We start from the raw sequence: 19229 nt of genomic DNA, 5'->3' as shown, positions 1-19229 counted from the left end.
CTGCCGAAGGCGGCGTTCGGCGGCAAAGCCGTCGTAAATTCAGAGATCGCGGTGTATTTGTTAGACCGCGCGCTCAGGTTTTACGATCGCTTCGCAATCGGACGCAGCCTTCGGCAGCTGCTACGCGAGTGGTGGTGCGGGTCAAAGCACCAGTTGGGCGCGGCCTCCGGCATTGCAGGAGAGATTGGCGCCGACTTCGGCGTTGCCCAAACTGATGCCTAGGGCTTTTAACAAGGTATTGACGAGCGGATCGAGCAACGGTGATAGCACACTGCTCAATGCCGTTGTTAATGCTCCGGTGAGTTGGTTGAGCAGATTCGAGACGGAACTGAGCAGATCACCCGTGACGGTTTTGCCTGTTGGGGGCGTATACGAAGTTTGAACATTTCCAGTAAGAGCACTCAGACTGCCAATCACGTCCACCGTGGTGAGTTTTTTTGAATAAGGGGCAAGGTTTATTGTGGGCAGGGTTGAAGGGGTGGCTGATGTTGCTGAGTAATAAATATCTCCCGGCGGCTGGCTGACGCTAGACCTGACCAGCACATTGAAACTGCCGGCCTTGCCTGGATCTATGTCGCAAATAAGCGCAAGGAGGCACGTTTTGATATTTATGTTAATAAGCTTCACGGGCGAAACAACCAACTTTCCATCTTTGTCTACGCCGGGGAAGATTCCTGTTGTGGGGGCACTGCCAATCGTCAGGGTGGCCACTGAGGTTGAGGCATGGGCTGTCAGTGATTTTGATCCGCCGGAGGCGCAGCTATAGTCGGTTACGTAAGCATTTGCGCTCGCGGCTTCGACATAGACGTCCAGTGAAGACGCGATGCTCAGGGTGGCTGACTGGCAGGACACAAGGCATTTGACGGCATCAATCAAGTTAAGTGACAAGATTTTCTTCGTCACTTCCAAGACGGTTGATAAAACACTGCTGAGCGCATCCGTCAGGGGTTGCAACGTTTGGAGGATGGCGAGATCAACGTGGATGCGGGCTTGAACTTGTGCTGTCTTGACCGCTATTTGATTTGGCCCGGTCGGATTGGCTTTCGCCAGCGCCGGGTTACCGGTACTTGATGTTTGTGGCGGCTGGATGATTTTTACGTAGACGGTGGCTGCACCAATCAAAGGAATGTTGGTATTGATCGTGGCGGTTGCCCCACTGCTACCTCCGGCGACTTGAACAATGCCGTCCAGTAAATCGAAGGCCTTTAGGCTGGTATCTAGCCCTGAAGTGGGTGTTCCATTTTTTATATTAAGCACATCTCCCAGTTTGATGATTTGAGTGTTCTTGGTAATCAGTTTTATATCGGTCAGTGCTTTTGACGCAACGGTGACACCGCCGCCATTCTTTTCAAGTACTTTGATTGCTGCATCCAGAAGTTGAGTGACTTGTATATTGCTGTTTAACAGTTGGTTGTAATCACCCGCCGTTGCACCGACGTTAATGGCCAGTTGATCAAGATAACTGAGCAGGTTGATATTGGCCGCTGCCAAGCCTTGCCAGGAAACTGCGCTCAACGACAAGTTGCCGCCTAATAGCCCGCCAATCAGGCTGTTAAGCAGCGGTGAATTGGCCGTATTGATGTCCACCAATGAACTGTTGATTGTCAGTCTGGCCAAGGGCGCACCGCCAATCGCCCCCACCGCACTCGCCGTCAGCGGAGTATTGATCAAGAACTTGCCATTGGAATAAAACGACCACAAACCGCCGGCCACGCTGGTGGGGACGGTGGTGGTGGCGATCACGCGTATGGCGTCGGATTTGGTGCTGTCCAGTTTGAAGGCGCGCAGGTTGTTGCTGCCCGTCACCAGTGTGCCGCAGGTGGTGTTGATCTTCTGCACGGTGCCCGGCGTGAAGCTATTGCGGGTGGCGCTCTCGTTGGCGTAGGTGGGGGCTGTGCCCGCCGTGCAACTGCCACCACGGCTCACGGCTTCAAGCACCGCCAAATCCGCGACTCGCTGCAATTTGCGCTGCTCCAGATACAACCGCCCGCTGTCGACCACCAACAGCATGAATAAAAGAACCAGACCCAGCGTGACGGCGGCCATTAAACCAATGGCCCCGCGCTGTTGTTCAGGTCCTTTGAATTGAATAGAACGAAGGGGGGGAGACATCAAGCACTCCTGTTGCTGGAAAACACCCAGCGCTAACGCTCCAAAGTTTCAGCGAGTGTAGCCAAGAAGTGTGTACTGCGCTGGCAAGTTGCCAGTTTTAGAAGCGCGATGTGCGGGGGTTATCAAAACTGTTCGTTATAGGAGGCTTTGCAACTAACGTACTCGCGAAAGTATTAATACATTGGTAGGTGTTAGTTTCGCGAGTACGTTTGCTGACTACTTAACGTGAACCTGGTTTTGGTGGGTAATCGCTGAAGATTTTAGCCACGGCTTTATGAATGGCCGCGCTGCGTTCCTCAGGCGACGGGGTATCGTCGACGACTTTTTCTGCGCTGCCACGCCAGACCAGTTGACCGGTTTTGGCATCCATCAGGTCAATTTGAAGCGTGCCCACCTGATAGACGACATTGCGGGTTTCGTTATACATCGGTGGGCCCCAGTAACCTTCCCACGGGCCGCCCCAATAACCTCCCCAAGGTCCGCCCCAAGGGCCGCCGTAACCATAGTTGGTGACGATCTGCTCCTGACGGTTGGCGACGATCAGCCAGGTGTGCACCAGCAGATCCGGCTTGGCGCCGGGCGCTACCGGGCGCAAGCCCTTTTGATCCATTTGGGTGGTTACCGCCTGCATGATCCGCTGCTCGGTCAACTCGCTTCTGAGCATCGGGTTATTGGGCTGGTACTGAACGGGAGGATCTTGCCAGGCCCACGTATGAAAGGCCGCGAAATCCGTAGCGGGGTTGTAATCGTAGTTAACCTGCATGGATTCGCAGGCACTGAGCAACAGGGCCATGCCCAATAATGCAATGCGACGAAGCATAATAGTTCTCCGCTAAAACAATCAGTCTTAATGAGGAGGGTAAGCCTGCACTGCCTTGTTCAGTGATTCGCGCAGGGCGTCACCGCGTTCGCTCAGGCTGCCGGTACTGCTGGTTTCTGCACTCGAACTCCACACCGGTTGCCCGGTTTTACCGTCATACAGATTGATCCGCACCACCATGACGTCCACCTGATAAGTGCGGATCACAGGTACGGAGCCGTACATCCCGCCATAACGTCCCCAACGGTCGCCATAGCCAGCCCCGTAACCAGCCCCATAACCATAGTCGTCCTGAACCTGACGCAAGCGTTTTTCTGTATGTAAATCTGCACTCACCAGCAGGTCGGGCGGACGATTGGGTTGCACTGGCCGTAAACCGCGCTGATCGAGGGCATTACTTACCGCTTCGGCAATTTGCGCCGAGTCGGCCCACGCGGTGCCCACCGGCAAGCGGCCATTGAGCCAGGCCCAGCTTTGGTAACGGCCGTAATCCCGTGGCGGCGCCGGGTAGGCGCTCAAGTCCAGGGTGTTGGCCGCTTGCGCCGGGGCGGGCGGCATCGGCATTGCGCTGGGTGTGTAGGGGTTTGGGCTTTGGCAGGCGCCCAGTGCAAGGCTCAAAACGAGTAAGGCAGCACGGCGATACATGATGTTTTCCCTCAAACGAGCGGTTTAAACCGGACGGCACACCCAATGCAGATAGCGGCCCAACCCCGCAAAGGCCGGGTGACGACGATGGGCCATTTCCATTTCTATCAACGCAGCCAATTCAGCACGGGCCTGAAACTCAACGGGCATGTAGTCATGAAATACCCGTACGCCACTTTGTGTCTCTGTTTTCCACAAGTCTTGCATCGCTGTCGCCAGTTCCCGTGGGTCGAGCGGTTGCTGAGGCGTCAGGCTTTGCTTCTCGCCAGCCATGTCGTTCTTGCGCATTTTGCGGAAGTGGCCTTTGAGCAGGTTGCGATAGATCAGCGCGTCGCGGTTATAAAACGCCAGCGACAACCAACCGTCCTGGGCGGTCAATTGGTGCAATACCGGCAAAATGGTGTGGGGCTCGGCCAGCCATTCCAGTACGGCGTGGCACAGCACCAGATCATAAGGTTCGGTCAGTTGGCCCAGCAGTTCCTGCCACGGGGCCTGAATGAAGGTGGCCGTCTGGCCGGCTTCGGCAAACCGTTGGCGAGCGCCTTCGAGCATCGGCGCAGCAGGCTCGGCCAATGTCACGTCGTGGCCTTGTTGGGCCAGCCACAGCGACATATGGCCCAGCCCGGCGCCAATATCCAGTACGCGCAACGGGCGCTTGGGCAAAGACTCTTCAAGGTCGGCCTGTAGCACAGCGAGGCGAATGGCCCCTTTGGCGCCGCCATAGATTTTTTCGGCGAAGCGGGTCGCCAGTTGATCGAAGTGACGGTCACTCATTTGCTGAAACGCCTTTCGTTATCGGCCAGTTTGTTGCGCACCACTTCATTCATGTCCAGCCCAAGCTCCGCGCACAGCAACACCAGATACAACACGATATCGCCCACTTCCTGGCCGGCGTGGGCCAGTTTGTCAGCAGGGAGCTGGCGTGACTGGTCTTCTGTCAGCCACTGAAAGATTTCTACCAGTTCAGCCATTTCAACACTGGCGGCCATGGCCAGATTTTTCGGGCTGTGAAATTGTTTCCAGTCGTTGTTATCGCGGATGCGATGCATGCGCTGAGTCAGTTCGTCGAGGTTCATCGGGGTGTGCTCTCCAGAAGACGCAAAGCTTGCGGCTCAACGAACCTTGGCGCAAGTGAAAAGCCAAATCCCACCCCCCGCTCCGTAGCAGCTGCCGCAGGCTGCGTTCGGCTGCGCAGCAGTCGTCAATGCGCCACCCGCGGTATTCAGGTTGTACGAGCCTTACGCGTCCGGACGCAGCCTGCGGCAGCTGCTACGGGATTTGATCAAGCGGGCATTCGCCGATGGGGCGCCACTGCCCGACCATGTGCACCAGATCGCCGTGCCCATTGAGCTGGAAGTCGCCGCTGGAACTCACCTCACTGCTCAGCAGGATCACTTCGCCGGGTAAGCGCACCGGCTTTTTGAAGTCCACGCTGATCTCTACATTGGTGCTTGGCACGTGGGAGTTGAGCGCCGCCAGCGCCCGGGCTTTTAGCCAAAGGCCGTGGGCAATGGCGCTGGGCAGGCCAAATAGTTTGGCGCTGGCTGCGCTGAGGTGGATGGGGTTGTAGTCGCCCGAAACCTTGGCGTAACGACGGCCAATGTCTGCAGGGGCGTACCAACGCGTCAGTTCGTTCAACGCCAGCGGTGCAGCGACAGGGTGTTCAGGTACTTCGCCGGGCAATTTGACGCCTTTGCACAGCAAGGTACTGCGGGCTTCCCACAAGGGACCGAGCCAATCATCCACCCGAGTGATGACATCAAAGGTGGCGCCTTTGGCGTGTGGTTGCAGGTTGTCCACGTACACACCGATGTGCAGTTGACTCACACCGCCCATGGGTCGCAACACTCGGATCCGGTTACTCAGGTGAATCAGCCCCAACAGCGGGAAAGGGAAGTCCTTATCGGTCAGCAATTGCATTTGCAGGCCGAACGCCAATACATGGGGATACGTAGGCGGCAACAGTGGGCTGGGCGCCAACCCGCAGACGTCGCGAAAGGCTTGCAGCGACGGCGCGTCAACCGGTACCCAGCTGCGCAAGCCCTGTTCAGGCAGTGTGCTGCCGGTAATCTTGCGTTTTGCGGCCGCGTGAGCGTACAGGGCCGGTAAATGAGGTGCACTGGCGAGGTCTGTCCATGTGACGCTCATGCTTCATGCTCCCAATACGCTTTGGCCGCATACCCGCAAGGCTTGCCCGGTCACAGCGCCCGAACCCGGCTGGCTGAGCCAGGCGACAGCTTCGGCAACATCTTGCGGTTGACCGCCCTGGCCTAACGAGCTCATGCGCCGACCCGCTTCACGCAGGGCAAAGGGAATATGCGCGGTCATTTGAGTTTCGATAAAACCGGGTGCCACAGCGTTGATGCTGATGCCACGTTCGCTCAACACAGGGGCCCACGCCTGTGCCAAACCGATCAGTCCGGCTTTGCTGGCGGCGTAGTTGGTCTGACCCCGATTGCCGGCAATGCCACTGATGGAGGCGAGCAGAATGACCCGGCCGTTATCACGCAGGGTCCCGCTGTCGAGCAGGGCTTTGGTCAGCACTTGAGGCGCGTTGAGGTTGACGGCAATCACCGCATCCCAAAACTCAGGGGTCATGTTGGCCAGGGTTTTGTCACGGGTGATGCCCGCGTTATGCACCACAATGTCGACGCCTTCAGGCAACTGTTCGATGAGGCGGGCAGGGGCGTCCGGGGCGCAAATATCCAGCGCGATGCTGTTCGCGCCCAAGCGGGCGGCCAGTGCATCAAGGTCACTTTTGGTGGCGGGCACATCGAGCAGGATGACTTCGGCGCCGTCTCGAGCCAGTGTTTCGGCAATGGACGCACCAATACCGCGAGCGGCGCCGGTCACCAGCGCCTTGCGTCCGGCCAAAGGCCGTGTCCAGTCTGCGACCTGTGACCCGCAGGCATTCAGGCGAATGACTTGGCCACTGATATAGGCACTTTTAGGTGACAGGAAAAAGCGCAGTGCCCCTTCCAGTTGGGCTTCAGCCCCTTCGTCGACGTACAGCAATTGCAAGGTGGCGCCATTGCGCAGTTCTTTGGCCAGCGAGCGGCTAAAGCCTTCAAGGGCTCGCTGAGCGCTTGCGGAGAAGGGATCGCTCAACGTTTGCGGAGCGCGGCCCAGAATCACCACGTGGGCGCTGTGCTCAAGGCTGCGCATCAAGGGCTGGAAGAATTCGCGCAGCTGCTTGAGCTGGTCGGTATGCAGCAGTTCGCTGGCGTCAAACACCACCGCTTTGACTTTGGGCCCGGTGCCGGGAATCCAGGGCGAGGCGACCAACGGCTCAGGGCCATAACTGAATACCGTGTCGGTGAGCTTGGCAGCAAAGCGGTTCACCTGTTCGGCCAAAGCGCCGCCGCCAATCAGCAGAGGCCCTTCGATGGGGCGCAGGCGCCCAGCTTGCCAGCGTTCCAGTCGCACCGGTGACGGCAGCCCCAACGCGCCGACCAGTCGCTGGCCGAGGGATGAGTTGACGAAGTCAATATAACGGTCTGACATGGAACACTCTCCGACTGATGGGGTTCAAAAGGTTGACCACACACAAGCGATAGTCGTTCGTTCTTAGCGATAAGACCTACGCTTGTACCGATCAAAGTTCATAAGAGAATAGGGTGAATCGTATGAGTCTGCGTCGTGTCGCCATTATTGGCGGTAACCGAATCCCGTTTGCGCGCTCCAACGGGCCGTATGCGACCGCCAGTAATCAGGACATGCTGACGGCCGCCCTTGAAGGGTTGATTGAGCGTTACAACCTGCACGGGCAGCGTCTGGGCGAAGTGGTGGCCGGGGCGGTACTCAAGGATTCGCGCGATTTCAGCCTGACCCGCGAGTGTGTGCTGGGTTCGCGCCTGTCGCCGCAAACACCGGCTTATGACATTCAACAAGCCTGCGGCACAGGGCTTGAAGCGGTGTTGCTGGTGGCCAATAAAATTGCCCTGGGGCAAATCGACTGTGCGGTGGCCGGAGGTGTCGACACCACCTCTGATGCGCCGATTGGCCTCAATGACGGGCTGCGCAAATGGCTGTTGCAGTTCAATCGCACTAAATCCCCTGTGGATAAATTCAAGAGTTTGCTGCAATTGCGCCCCGGCTTTTTAAAGCCGGAGTTCCCGCGCAAGGGCGAGCCGCGCACAGGGCTGTCTATGGGCCAGCACTGTGAGTTGATGGCACAAACCTGGAGCATCCCCCGGGTTGAACAGGATGAATTGGCTTTGCACAGCCATCAGGCATTGACCCGGGCCTATCACGCTGGCTGGGAAGATGATCTGCTCACGCCGTTCAGAGGCCTGAGCCGCGATAACAACCTGCGTGCTGATCTGACGATGGAGAAGCTGGCCGCGCTCAAACCCGTGTTTGAACGCAGTGCCAAAGGCACGTTGACGGCGGGTAACTCAACCCCGCTGACAGACGGTGCCGCCGTCGTGTTATTGGGCAGTGAAGAGTGGGCCAAGGAGCGTGGGCTCCCCATTTTGGCTTATCTGCGCGATGGCGAAACTGCGGCAGTGGATTTCGTGCACGGCGCCGAAGGTTTGCTGATGGCTCCGGTGTATGCGGTGCCGCGATTGCTGGCGCGCAATGGCCTGACCTTGCAAGACTTTGACTACTACGAGATACACGAGGCGTTTGCCGCACAGGTGCTCTGCACCTTGAAAGCCTGGGAGGACGCAGCCTACTGCAAAAGCCGTCTTGGCCTTGAGGCGCCGCTGGGGTCGATTGACCGTAGCAAACTCAACGTCAAAGGCAGTTCACTGGCCGTTGGGCATCCGTTTGCGGCCACGGGCGGGCGGATCGTGACCAATTTGTCCAAGTTGCTCGCCACTGCCGGGCAAGGCCGGGGGCTGATCTCTATCTGCGCTGCGGGCGGTCAGGGCGTGACCGCCATTCTTGAGCGATGAAGCTTTATTGCGCAGGCAGTGCGTTCTGCGCCAGCAGTGCTTCTTCGCGGCTGCGACTGGCGTAGCTTTCAGCCATCACCGAACAGACGATCAGCTGCAACGGATGGTAAATCATGATCGGCAGCAGAATCAGGCCCAGACCGGGGTTGGCGCCGAAGATCAGCGCGGCCATCGGCGCTCCGGCGGCCAATGATTTCTTGCTGGCGCAGAACACGGCGGCAATTTCATCGGGGGTACTGAATTTCAGGGCGCGAGCGGTGCGGGTGGTCAACCACAAGATGATCGCGAGCAGGATCGCACTGCCCACCAGCGCGCTGACAATCACGGAGGTGCCTTGTTGCTGCCACATGCCCGAGACCATCGAGTTGCAGAACGCGGCATACACCAACAGCAGAATCACCAGTTTGTCGACGATGTTGGTGTAGCGCTTATGGCGAGCGAAGAAGCGACCCAACCACGGGCGCACCAATTGGCCCAGCACCAAGGGCAGCAACAGCATGGCGCACAGGTCGAGCAAGGTTGAGCCCAGGTCAATCCCGCCGGCACCGCTGCCCACGACGAAACTGACCAGCAGCGGGGTCAGAAATATCCCCAGTACGCTGGACAGGCTGGCGTTGAGAATCGCCGCCGGCACGTTTCCGCCTGCGCTGCCGGTCAGAGCCACCGAGGACGAAATGGTTGAAGGCAGGGCGCACAAGTAGAAGAAACCCAGCATCAGCAAGGGCGGGATATGGCTGCCCAGCAGTTTGTCGGCGATCAACCAGATCAGCGGGAAGACAATAAACGTAAAGCCTTGCACCATCATGTGCAGGCGGATGTTCTTAAGACCGTGGCTGATCTGCTCGCTGGACAGGTTGACCCCATGCAGGAAAAAAACCAGAAACACACCGATGTTGATGACCCATTCAGCGTGCATGGCGCCGCCGCTACTGCCGAACTTCGGAAACACATACGCGAGAAAGGTCGCTAGCAGCATCCCGCACAGAAACCAGTCAGTGAACAGACGTTTGAGGTGTTTGAGCACAGGCATGGGGGGACTCTAATATTGTAAGAATTGATAACTTAGCCTAACGTCGGGCTTCACTGACGTCTTGCGACATAAGGCCAACCAATGCCGACTAACGGACAGCGTGGCGCGCCAAGGGCGATTCCACAGCTTGATGCTTTACCGCGACCGCTGTATGCCCGGTCTGAGAGTCTGGGGGCTGGGTCGTGGACGCCGCGTCATCGGCATGACTGGGTGCAGTTTTCGTACGCCATCAGCGGCGTATTGGGTGTCCATACCGACGAAGGCAGTTTCTTCGCGCCGCCGCAGTGGGGTATCTGGATTCCGGCCGGGCTGGAGCATGAGGTGTTGACCTCGACTCGCGCAGAAATGCGCAGCCTGTATGTGCGCCCCGAGGTTTGCCGATGGGCGCCCACCCATTGCCGGGTGCTGGAAGTCACGCCGTTGGTCCGTGAGTTGATCAAGCGCTTCTGTGCTTTACCGGTGCAATACCCAGAGGGAGGCAGCCCTGAAGAGCGCTTGGTGCAAGTACTCCTCGACCAGTTGGCCGACTTGACCGAGGTGGGGTTCTCGCTGCCTTTACCGCGTCATGCCCGGTTACTGGCCTTGTGCAACGAGCTGATCGAATGCCCGGATGCAGAAGTGAGTTTGAGCCAGTGGGCGCAGCGGCTGGGTACTTCAGAAAAAACCCTGATGCGTTTGTTCGACCGGGAAACCGGTTTGAGCTTTCGCAGTTGGCGTCAGCGCATGCGCTTGCTGTCCTCACTGCGAGTGCTGGAGGAGGGTGTCAGCGTGACCGGAGCTGCGTTATCGTGCGGGTACGATTCGACCTCGGCCTTTATTGCCGCCTTTAAAAAAATGTTCGGGTTTACGCCGGGCGAATTATTCAGGCAGTGATTCGTCTATCATCCGGAACGCATGGCGCAGGACGCCAGCCTCTGGATATTTTGGACAGAGGGAGTGTAAACAAGCGACGCTTAACGCGGTTCCCCTCTCCCCGTAACGAGTGGATTGCCGTATAACGAATGACTTTCGCGTGTTTGGTAACAAAGGACCCACAATAAAAGCTGATGAAGACTCCAAAACGCTTAGAAGCCCTGATCGAAGACGGTCTGATCGACGAGGTGCTGCGCCCACTCATGAGTGGCAAAGAAGCAGCTGTGTACGTAGTCCGCTGTGGCAATGAGCTACGGTGCGCCAAGGTTTATAAGGAGGCTAACAAACGTAGTTTCCGTCAGGCCGCCGAGTATCAGGAGGGTCGCAAGGTTCGCAACAGCCGTCAGGCCCGAGCGATGGCCAAGGGCTCGAAGTTCGGCCGCAAAGAGACCGAAGACGCCTGGCAAAATGCCGAAGTGGCTGCACTGTTCCGTCTGGCGGGCGCCGGTGTTCGCGTTCCCAAGCCGTTCGACTTCCTTGAAGGCGTGCTGTTGATGGAACTGGTAGCGGATGAGTACGGCGATGCCGCTCCGCGTCTGAACGACGTGGTGCTGGAACCGGATCAAGCCCGCGAGTACCACGCCTTCCTGATTCAACAGATCGTGCTGATGTTGTGCACGGGGTTGGTTCACGGTGACTTGTCCGAGTTCAATGTACTGCTCACGCCGACCGGCCCGGTGATTATTGACTTGCCGCAAGCGGTCGATGCTGCAGGCAATAACCACGCGTTCACCATGCTGGAGCGTGACGTGGGCAACATGGCGTCCTATTTCGGACGATTTGCCCCCGAGTTGAAGACCACCAAGTACGCCAAGGAAATGTGGGCGCTTTACGAAGCGGCTACCTTGCACCCCGGCAGCGTATTGACCGGCGAGTTTGACGAGCCGGACGAGCTGGCTGATGTGGGCGGTGTGATGCGCGAGATCGAAGCGGCCCGTCTGGACGAAGCGTTTCGTCAGGCCGTGCGGGCGGCAGACGATGCCCCGCCGAGTAAAACCGAAGAGCCGCCTCCGCCCTGGATGCAGTGATTCGATGAATAAAAATCCGGCTTCGGCCGGATTTTTTGTGCCTTGCAATTGCCCGGATTTCAAAACCGGTTCAGCGGAATCTTCAGGCTGTGCAAGCCGCTTTCATCGGCAGGCGGCAGGTTGCCGGCGCGAATGTTCACCTGGATGGCCGGAATCAGCAGCGCCGGAACACCCAAGGTTGCATCGCGGGCAGTGCGCATGTCGACAAAGCCCGCCAGATCAATGCGGTCGTTAACGTGGATATTGCTGGCGCGCTGTTCATGCACGGTAGTTACCCACGAGGCCTCTCGCCCTGCGGGTGGATAGTCATGGCACATAAACAGTCGCGTTGAGTCGGGAAAGGCCAGCAGGCGCTTGATCGAAAGGTACAACTGCCGCGCATCGCCCCCCGGGAAGTCACAGCGCGCGGTGCCCACATCGGGCATGAACAGCGTGTCACCGACGAACAGGTTGTCGCCTTCAACCTGATACGCCATGTCAGCCGGGGTGTGCCCTGGTACATGCAGCGCCCGCACGTTCAATCGCCCAATCTGGAACTCGGCGTCTGCTTCGAACAGGCGGTCGAACTGGGAACCGTCCAGCTTGAACTCAGGTTCCAGGTTGTAAATATCGCGAAATACGCCCTGAACCTGAGTGATTGCCGCGCCAATGCCGATCTGACCGCCCAGGGTGCGTTTCAGGTAGGCGCTGGCAGACAAATGGTCGGCATGGGCATGGGTCTCCAGCAGCCACTGCACTTTCAAACCTTTGGCCTGCACAAAGGCGGCGATGTTATCGGCGCTGGCAGTGCTGATTCTCCCGGCAGCGGCATCGTAGTCGAGCACCGGGTCGATGATCGCGCATTCCTCTTGGCCTGCGGCATAGACCACATAGCTTACAGTCGAGGTCGCAGGGTCGAAAAATCCTTGAATGTCGGGGTGCATGAATGGCCTCGCGCAGATCAATAAGTATTCAATATATTGAAACATATATTATCGGGTCGTAGACTGTCGACCATCACGTCACGGAGCGTTCCATGTCTGCTCAACTCACCCACGAAGAAATCGGCCTGTTGCGCGACTCTGCTTCCAAAGCCTGCACCCTGCTCAAAGCCTTGGCCAATGAAGACCGGCTATTGTTGCTCTGCCAGCTCACCCAAGGTGAACGCAATGTAGGCGAACTTGAAGCACTGACAGGCATTCGCCAGCCCACGCTGTCGCAACAGCTTGGTGTGCTGCGCGATGAAGGCATGGTCAATACGCGACGGATGGGCAAGTACATTTTTTATTCACTCGCCAGTTTTGAAGTGGTTTCTGTGATGCAGACCTTGTCGGGGCTGTATTGCGGGCAAGCCCTGAAAAAGTGACGCGGCGGGTTCCCTGCCGGCTTATTCCATTTATTTTGTTGTGACTGGAGCGCTCAATGGAGCAAAGCATCAAGCGAATCGACGCGTCATTTTCGGTGGCAGGGCAGATTGATCCTGCGGATCTCACCGTGTTGGCGGCACAGGGTTTTCGCACTGTGATCTGCAATCGACCTGACCATGAAGGCGGGCCACAGCAACCAGACCACACTGCGATTGAGCAGGCAGCGCACGCGGTAGGCCTGAGCTTCGTTTACTTGCCGGTGCTGACTACGGGCGCGACGCCTGAACAAGCCAGTCAGTTGCGCCAACTGCTCAACGAATTGCCTAAACCTGTTCTGGCCTACTGCCGAACGGGTAATCGCTCATCAAAGCTTTACGAAGCCGCCACGCAACCTGCGCGTGAGCTCAAGCAATACGATGTGGTCGTCGTGGGTGGCGGCTCGGCGGGTATCTCCGTCACGGCCAGCCTGCTTAAACGTAACGCTTCGTTGCGCATCGCCGTTATCGAACCCAATAGCGAGCATTACTATCAGCCCGCGTGGACGCTGGTTGGCGGTGGTGCCTACGATGTCAAAGACACCGTGCGCCCTACCGCGCAGGTGATGCCCAAAGCTGCGGTCTGGATCAAAGCGTCACTGTCGGCCTTTGCCCCGCAACGCAAGGTCGTGTTGCTGTGCGATGGCACCGAGCTGGGCTATCAGCAATTGATCGTCTGCCCCGGCTTGCAACTGGCCTGGGAGAACATCGAAGGCCTTGAAGAAACGTTGGGTAAAAACGGGGTGACGTCCAACTATCGCCACGATCTGGCTCCCTACACCTGGGAGCTGGTACGCAACCTGCGTGGCGGCAAAGCTTTATTCACCCAACCGGGCATGCCGATCAAATGTGCAGGCGCTCCGCAAAAAGCCATGTACCTGTCCTGCGATTATTGGCGCAAGCAAGGGGTACTGGATTCGATTGCGGTGGAGTTCAATCTGGCAGGCGCGGTGTTATTCGGTGTTCCCACCTTTGTGCCGCCATTGATGAAATACGTTCAGGCCTACAACGCCCAATTGGCCTTCCAGTCCAATCTGGTCAAGGTGGATGGCCCCAACAAAAAGGCCTGGTTTGAGGTGACAGACGCTGCCGGTCAAGTGACCCGTGTTGAGAAATCCTTCGACCTGTTGCATGTCGTGCCGCCTCAACAAGCGCCCGATGTCATTCGGCGCAGTGAGTTGGCTGATCAGGCGGGCTGGTTCGAGACTGATCCGGCGACCTTGCAACACCCGCGTTATCCCGAAATATTTGCCTTGGGTGATGTGTGTAACACCACCAATGCCAAAACAGCGGCGGCAGCTCGCAAGCAAGTGGTGGTGGTCGCTGACAACCTGCTGGCGTTGCGCAGTAATGCGCCGTTGCCCAAACGTTATGACGGGTATGGTTCATGCCCGCTGACGGTGGAAAAAGGCAAAGTGATTCTGGCCGAGTTTGGTTATGGCGGGAAATTGCTCCCCACCTTCCCACTGGACCCGACCGTGGCGCGCAAATCGGCCTGGCTGCTCAAAGCCACGCTACTGCCGTGGTTCTACTGGCAGGGCATGCTCAAGGGCCGAGAGTGGTTCACTGACTGCAAACCGGACTGAGTATGTTGATTATCCTGTTGGGCGTGCTGGTGGGCTTGCTGCTCGGACTGACGGGCGCAGGCGGTGGCATATTGGCGATCCCGGCATTGACCTTGGGGCTGGGCTGGACGTTGCTTGAAGCCACTCCGGTGGCCTTGTTGGCCGTCGGCATGGCGGCAGCAGTCGGTGCGCTCGACGGGTTGCGCAAAGGGCTGGTGCGTTACAAGGCGGCCGGGTTGATGGCGGGTGCTGGCTGGCTGGCCTCTCCGGTGGGGCTTTACCTGGCCAAGTTGTTGCCTGCCGCGGCGCTGATGACCTTATTTGCCGCGATCATGATGTTCGTTTCCGGGCGGATGTTCCGCCAGGCCGCTGACGGTTGTTCAGAGATTGACGCGGCGCACGGCAAAAACTGCCGGATTAACCCCGACACAGGCCGGTTGGTGTGGGATACCAAATGCTCCACCACGCTGGCCTGTATCGGTGCGGTATCAGGTTTGCTCACGGGCTTGCTGGGTGTGGGGGGCGGTTTTTTGATTGTGCCTGCGTTCCGTCGTTTCAGTGATGTACCGATGCACGGCATCGTTGCCACCTCGCTGATGGTGGTGGCCCTGGTGTCGTTGGGCACCTTGGCTCACTTGTTGTATCAGGGCGTGAGCCTGTCGGGCGAAGCCTCGGTGTTCATCGGCGCGACATTGGCCGGGATGATCGTAGGTCGGCTGATAGCCCCCAAAGTCTCAGGCAAACGAATGCAGCAGGGCTTTGCCGTCGTGTGTGCCATCGTCAGCGTGCTGATGTTGGTCAAGGTGGCTCTGATCTCGTAGCAGCTGCCGAAGGCTGCGTTCGGTTGCGAAGCAATCGTAAAACCGGTTTGCCGAACAACCCTTATTGACGACGGCTACGCCGCCGAACGCAGCCTGCGGCAGCGGCTACAGGTTTGTTCATCAGCCTGCCGCCAGATCCTTGAGGATCGGGCAGTCAGGGCGGTGATCGCCCTGGCAGCTTTGCACCAGTTCCTCCAGGGTGTCACGCAAGCTGCTGAGTTCGGTGATTTTCTGGTTCAGCTCTTCAATGTGCTGTCGTGCCAGTGCTTTGACATCGCCACTGGCCCGTTGGCGATCCTGCCACAGCGTCAGCAGTTTGCCGACTTCCTCCAGTGAGAAGCCCAGGTCGCGCGAGCGTTTGATGAATGCCAGCGTATGCAGGTCATCGCTGCTGTACAGGCGGTAGCCGCTGTCGCTGCGATTCGCCGGTTTGAGCAAACCAATGGATTCGTAGTAGCGAATCATTTTGGCGCTCAAGCCGCTGTGTTTAGCGGCTTGGCCGATGTTCATGAAAGATGCCTCCTCACTGAAGGTCCTTGGGTTTCCAGAATTTCAACAGCAACGCATTGCTGACCACGCTCACACTGGAAAAGGCCATCGCTGCGCCCGCCAGCACCGGGTTCAGGAAGCCGAAGGCGGCCAGGGGTATGCCTACCACGTTGTAGATAAACGCCCAGAACAGATTTTGCCGGATCTTGGCGTAGGTTTTGCGGCTGATTTCCAGTGCGGCGGGCACCAATCGTGGGTCACCGCGCATCAGTGTAATCCCGGCGGCATGCATGGCTACGTCGGTACCGCCGCCCATCGCAATGCCAATGTCCGCCGCCGCCAGCGCGGGTGCGTCGTTGATGCCATCGCCCACCATGGCCACAACGCCGGTTTTTTTCAGCTCGCTCACAGTGGCCGCTTTGTCGGCGGGCAGCACTTCGGCGTGTACATCGGTGATGCCCAGCGCCTCGGCCACCGCCTTGGCGCTGCCACGGTTGTCGCCGGTCAACAAGTGGCTGCTGATATGCAGCGCATTGAGTTGTTGAATCGCGGCCAGGGCTCCGGCTTTCAGTGTGTCGCCAAAGGCAAACAGACCCAGAACCTGCGGCTGTGGGCTTTGCTCGATCAACCATGACAGCGTACGACCTTCGGCCTCCCATGCGGCGGCTGAGTCGGCCATCGCGCCCGGTGTCAGACCGGACTCTTCCAGCAGGCGGCGATTGCCCAAGGCTAAACGACGCCCTGCCAGCGTGCCGGCAATGCCGCGTCCGGTCAAAGATTGGCTCTGCGTGACATTGGGCACTTCGAGATCACGTGCGGTGCAGGCGTCCAGAACGGCTTTGGCCAGCGGGTGTTCGCTGCCGCGTTGCAAAGCCCCCGCGGCTTGTAAAACCTGACTGTCCTCACCGTCAACCGCCCGCAAATGAGCGATCTGCGGTGTGCCGGAGGTCAAGGTGCCAGTTTTGTCGAACACCACCGCGCTGACTTCGTGGGCCCGCTCCAGGGCTTCGGCATCTTTGATCAGAATCCCGTGACGGGCGGCCACACCGGTGCCGGCCATGATGGCGGTAGGTGTTGCCAACCCCAGGGCGCAGGGGCAAGCAATCACCAGCACGGCGACGGCGTTGATCAGTGCTGTTTCAATTGGCGCGCCATACAGCCACCAGCCGAGCAGGGTGGCGAGGGCAATCAACAGCACCACCGGAACAAAAATCTGGCTGACTTTATCCACCAATTTCTGGATCGGTGCCTTGGCTGCCTGGGCATCTTCGACCAGACGAATAATGCGCGCCAGTACGGTTTCAGTGCCCAGTGCCAGGGTTCTGATGACCAATCGGCCTTCGCCGTTGATGGCGCCGCCGGTGACTTTATCGCCGGGTTGTTTGGGCACGGGCAAGCTCTCGCCGCTGATCAAGGCTTCATCGGCGTGGCTTTGACCTTCGACCACTTCTCCGTCCACCGGGAAACGCTCGCCGGGTTTGACCAGCACTAGATCATTGATGCGCAGTTCGCTGATGGCAACATCCTGTTCCTGACCGTCGACCACTCGCAAGGCGCGCTCAGGCCGCAACGCTTCAAGGGCGCGGATGGCGCTGGCGGTCTGTCGCTTGGCACGGCTTTCGAGGTATTTGCCCAGCAGCACCAGTGCTATCACCACGGCCGACGCTTCAAAATACAAGTGCGGCATCTCGCCGGGTTTGGCAATGGCCCACTCATACAGGCTCAAGCCATAACCGGCGCTGGTACCAAGGGCGACCAAGAGGTCCATATTGCCTGCACCGGCTTTAACGGCCTTCCAGGCCGCCACATAAAAGCGCGCGCCGAGAATAAATTGCACGGGTGTGGCAAGTATGAATTGAGCCCAGGCGGGCAGCATCCAGTGCACGCCAAACGGCGCCAGCAGCATAGGCAGTACGAGCGGCAGCGCCAAAACGATCGCCAGGATCAAGGCCCAGCGCTCACGGTGTAGACGGTGTTGTTGGTCGTCCTGGGTGGCCTGCTGGTTTTCGTGCAGGCTGGCGCTATAGCCCGCCTGGCTGACCGCGTTGATCAGAAGTGTCGGGTCTACGTGGCTGAGCAGTTCGACGTGAGCCCGCTCGCTGGCAAGGTTGACGCTGACCGATTTGACCCCGGGAACCTTGGCCAGCGCTTTTTCGACGCGCCCCGCGCACGAGGCGCACGTCATGCCGCTGATGTCCAGTTCCAGACTGCTGGACGGAACGCTGTAGCCGGCTTGCTGAACGGCCTCAATCAATGCCGGCAAGCTTTCGGACGGGGCTTCTACACGTGCCTGTTCAGTGGCCAGATTGACACTGACCGAGCTGACACCCGGCACTTTGGCCAGCGCTTTTTCGACACGCCCTGCGCAACTGGCACAGGTCATGCCGGCAATCGGCAGATCGAAAGTAGTGGACACAAGCAGTCCTCCTCAAGAAGTTATCTCTCCATAGAATCAACCTTGACCCGATGGCAAGGTCAAGGCTTCTTGTTGACCATTACTGTAGTCACTTGTGCGGGTTTCAATAGCCCAAGGCGGCAGGTTTGAGGTAAACGCCATCTTTGCCCAGGGCCATGCGGTATTTAACGACGTCACCGGCTTTCAAGGTGAATTGCTGCGCGGGAGGCACCAGCATGCCTGGCAAGCACCCGGGCGCCTGGCCCGGCAGTAGCTTGAGACGAATACCGACATTACCGGCCGGCAGATTGAAGGAGAGCGATTGTTCCTGAAACAAACGTCCGGCCAACTGGTCATCTATATAGATGCCAATTTCGCAATTGGTGGGCACCTCAAGGCGCTCGCGGGAAATAATCAGCACCCCATAGTCCTGAGCCGCATTTGCCCACAGTGGCAAACTGGCAAGACCCAAAAGGCTGACTAGGCTCAACGTTGACCAGCGCATGACTAGGTATCCTGTTCTCGATAGCAAGGCGTTCAGCTTGGCCGAGCAGGGTATAGATTGCCAGTACGTAATCGTAGAAGGGGGCTTGACCTTGCCACGATGGTAAGGTCAAAGCTGTCGCTATCTCAAACAAGGAGCAAGGCTTATGTACGTATACGAAGTCAAGAATATGACCTGCGGTGGCTGTGTGAATGGCGTCAAGAAGGCGGTGTTGACGGTTGATCCCAATGCTCAGGTCGAGGTGGATCTGGCCACCAAGAAGGTCACGGTTGAAAGCACCCACCCTTCGACAGAGTTTGTTGATGCACTGACAACCGCCCAATACGATGCGCGCACTGCACATTAAGTCTGAAATTCGTAGCCGCTGCCGCAGGCTGCGTTCGGCGGCGAAGCCGTCGTAAATCCTGACCTTCCGAGTGGCCTGAGTTAGCGACCGCTGCGCGCTCGATCGCAGCCTTCGTCAGCGGCTACAGATTACGCCAGCGACTTGGCGCAGAACGTTGTAGCCGCTGCCGCAGGCTGCGTCCGGCGGCAGAGCCGTCGTAAATCCTGACATTGCGAGTGGTCTGATATTGCGACCGCTGCGCGCTCGATCGCAGCCTTCGTCAGCGGCTACAGATTACGC

19 protein-coding genes are annotated in these 19229 nt (G+C 58.3%); 7 read left to right on the top strand and 12 right to left on the bottom strand.

The annotated features are described in order from the left end of the window. Window positions 1-141: 141 nt before the first annotated feature. From EQV93_RS11290 to EQV93_RS11260, 7 genes are all read right to left on the bottom strand, one after another. Complete coding sequence (locus EQV93_RS11290) at window positions 142-2112, bottom strand: pilus assembly protein TadG-related protein (protein WP_272492622.1); 1971 nt, start codon at window positions 2110-2112, stop codon at window positions 142-144. Between the two features lie 220 nt (window positions 2113-2332). Further along, the gene (locus tag EQV93_RS11285) at window positions 2333-2932 is read right to left on the bottom strand and encodes a DUF4136 domain-containing protein (protein WP_122784967.1); all 600 of its coding nucleotides are present in this window, start codon (window positions 2930-2932) and stop codon (window positions 2333-2335) included. A 27-nt stretch (window positions 2933-2959) separates the two neighbouring features. Continuing rightward, window positions 2960-3577 (bottom strand): DUF4136 domain-containing protein, encoded by a 618-nt coding sequence (locus tag EQV93_RS11280; RefSeq protein ID WP_122784966.1) that lies wholly within the window; start codon window positions 3575-3577, stop codon window positions 2960-2962. A 24-nt stretch (window positions 3578-3601) separates the two neighbouring features. Next, the gene (locus tag EQV93_RS11275) at window positions 3602-4351 is read right to left on the bottom strand and encodes a methyltransferase domain-containing protein (protein WP_240891580.1); all 750 of its coding nucleotides are present in this window, start codon (window positions 4349-4351) and stop codon (window positions 3602-3604) included. Further along, window positions 4348-4653, bottom strand: a complete 306-nt coding sequence (locus EQV93_RS11270; RefSeq protein ID WP_122784964.1) for a nucleotide pyrophosphohydrolase — start codon at window positions 4651-4653, stop codon at window positions 4348-4350. Before EQV93_RS11270 ends, EQV93_RS11275 begins: the two co-directional genes overlap by 4 nt. A 193-nt stretch (window positions 4654-4846) precedes the next feature. Then, a complete protein-coding gene (locus EQV93_RS11265) occupies window positions 4847-5725 on the bottom strand; it encodes a MaoC family dehydratase (protein WP_240891579.1) in 879 nt (292 codons plus the stop codon). A 3-nt stretch (window positions 5726-5728) separates the two neighbouring features. After that, the gene (locus EQV93_RS11260; RefSeq protein ID WP_240891578.1) at window positions 5729-7081 is read right to left on the bottom strand and encodes a 3-oxoacyl-ACP reductase; all 1353 of its coding nucleotides are present in this window, start codon (window positions 7079-7081) and stop codon (window positions 5729-5731) included. A 122-nt stretch (window positions 7082-7203) separates the two neighbouring features. Here EQV93_RS11260 and EQV93_RS11255 point away from each other — a divergent pair, with 122 nt between their 5' ends. Continuing rightward, complete coding sequence (locus tag EQV93_RS11255) at window positions 7204-8478, top strand: acetyl-CoA C-acetyltransferase (RefSeq protein WP_122784961.1); 1275 nt, start codon at window positions 7204-7206, stop codon at window positions 8476-8478. 4 nt (window positions 8479-8482) lie between these two features. Here EQV93_RS11255 and EQV93_RS11250 read toward each other — a convergent pair whose 3' ends face one another. Further along, the gene (locus tag EQV93_RS11250) at window positions 8483-9508 is read right to left on the bottom strand and encodes a bile acid:sodium symporter family protein (RefSeq protein ID WP_146427018.1); all 1026 of its coding nucleotides are present in this window, start codon (window positions 9506-9508) and stop codon (window positions 8483-8485) included. A gap of 81 nt (window positions 9509-9589) precedes the next feature. Here EQV93_RS11250 and EQV93_RS11245 point away from each other — a divergent pair, with 81 nt between their 5' ends. Both EQV93_RS11245 and EQV93_RS11240 read left to right on the top strand, forming a co-directional pair. Beyond that, complete coding sequence (locus EQV93_RS11245) at window positions 9590-10381, top strand: AraC family transcriptional regulator (RefSeq protein ID WP_240891577.1); 792 nt, start codon at window positions 9590-9592, stop codon at window positions 10379-10381. Between the two features lie 173 nt (window positions 10382-10554). After that, window positions 10555-11448, top strand: coding sequence for a PA4780 family RIO1-like protein kinase (locus tag EQV93_RS11240; RefSeq protein ID WP_122784958.1), 894 nt, complete (start codon window positions 10555-10557; stop codon window positions 11446-11448). Between the two features lie 59 nt (window positions 11449-11507). On the opposite strand, the gene EQV93_RS11235 is transcribed toward EQV93_RS11240, so the two are convergent. Then, on the bottom strand, window positions 11508-12371 hold the full coding sequence (locus EQV93_RS11235) for an MBL fold metallo-hydrolase (protein WP_240891576.1): 864 nt from the start codon (window positions 12369-12371) through the stop codon (window positions 11508-11510). Window positions 12372-12463: 92 nt separating this feature from the next. On the opposite strand from EQV93_RS11235, the gene EQV93_RS11230 reads away from it, so the two are divergent. From EQV93_RS11230 to EQV93_RS11220, 3 genes are read left to right on the top strand one after another with little or no spacing between them, the layout of a single operon-like run. Continuing rightward, window positions 12464-12793, top strand: coding sequence for an ArsR/SmtB family transcription factor (locus EQV93_RS11230; protein ID WP_122784956.1), 330 nt, complete (start codon window positions 12464-12466; stop codon window positions 12791-12793). A gap of 56 nt (window positions 12794-12849) precedes the next feature. Beyond that, window positions 12850-14415, top strand: coding sequence for a bifunctional protein tyrosine phosphatase family protein/NAD(P)/FAD-dependent oxidoreductase (locus tag EQV93_RS11225; protein WP_240891575.1), 1566 nt, complete (start codon window positions 12850-12852; stop codon window positions 14413-14415). A 2-nt stretch (window positions 14416-14417) separates the two neighbouring features. Next, on the top strand, window positions 14418-15215 hold the full coding sequence (locus EQV93_RS11220; RefSeq protein ID WP_122784954.1) for a sulfite exporter TauE/SafE family protein: 798 nt from the start codon (window positions 14418-14420) through the stop codon (window positions 15213-15215). A gap of 120 nt (window positions 15216-15335) precedes the next feature. Here EQV93_RS11220 and cueR read toward each other — a convergent pair whose 3' ends face one another. From cueR to EQV93_RS11205, 3 genes are all read right to left on the bottom strand, one after another. Continuing rightward, complete coding sequence (cueR, locus tag EQV93_RS11215; protein WP_146384656.1) at window positions 15336-15725, bottom strand: Cu(I)-responsive transcriptional regulator; 390 nt, start codon at window positions 15723-15725, stop codon at window positions 15336-15338. 13 nt (window positions 15726-15738) lie between these two features. Then, a complete protein-coding gene (locus EQV93_RS11210; protein ID WP_272492621.1) occupies window positions 15739-18126 on the bottom strand; it encodes a heavy metal translocating P-type ATPase in 2388 nt (795 codons plus the stop codon). 97 nt (window positions 18127-18223) lie between these two features. After that, entirely contained in the window at window positions 18224-18604 is a 381-nt protein-coding gene (locus tag EQV93_RS11205; RefSeq protein WP_122784951.1) for a hypothetical protein, read from the bottom strand. Window positions 18605-18749: 145 nt separating this feature from the next. On the opposite strand from EQV93_RS11205, the gene EQV93_RS11200 reads away from it, so the two are divergent. Then, on the top strand, window positions 18750-18950 hold the full coding sequence (locus tag EQV93_RS11200) for a heavy-metal-associated domain-containing protein (RefSeq protein WP_122784950.1): 201 nt from the start codon (window positions 18750-18752) through the stop codon (window positions 18948-18950). Window positions 18951-19229: the final 279 nt, after the last annotated feature.

Origin of the sequence: Pseudomonas sp. TMW22091 (assembly GCF_022496705.1) — a bacterium.
Taxonomy (GTDB): domain Bacteria; phylum Pseudomonadota; class Gammaproteobacteria; order Pseudomonadales; family Pseudomonadaceae; genus Aquipseudomonas; species Aquipseudomonas saxonica.
The sequence above is the reverse complement of the archived record's forward strand: the minus strand, read 5'-3'. Positions and strand labels throughout refer to the sequence as shown.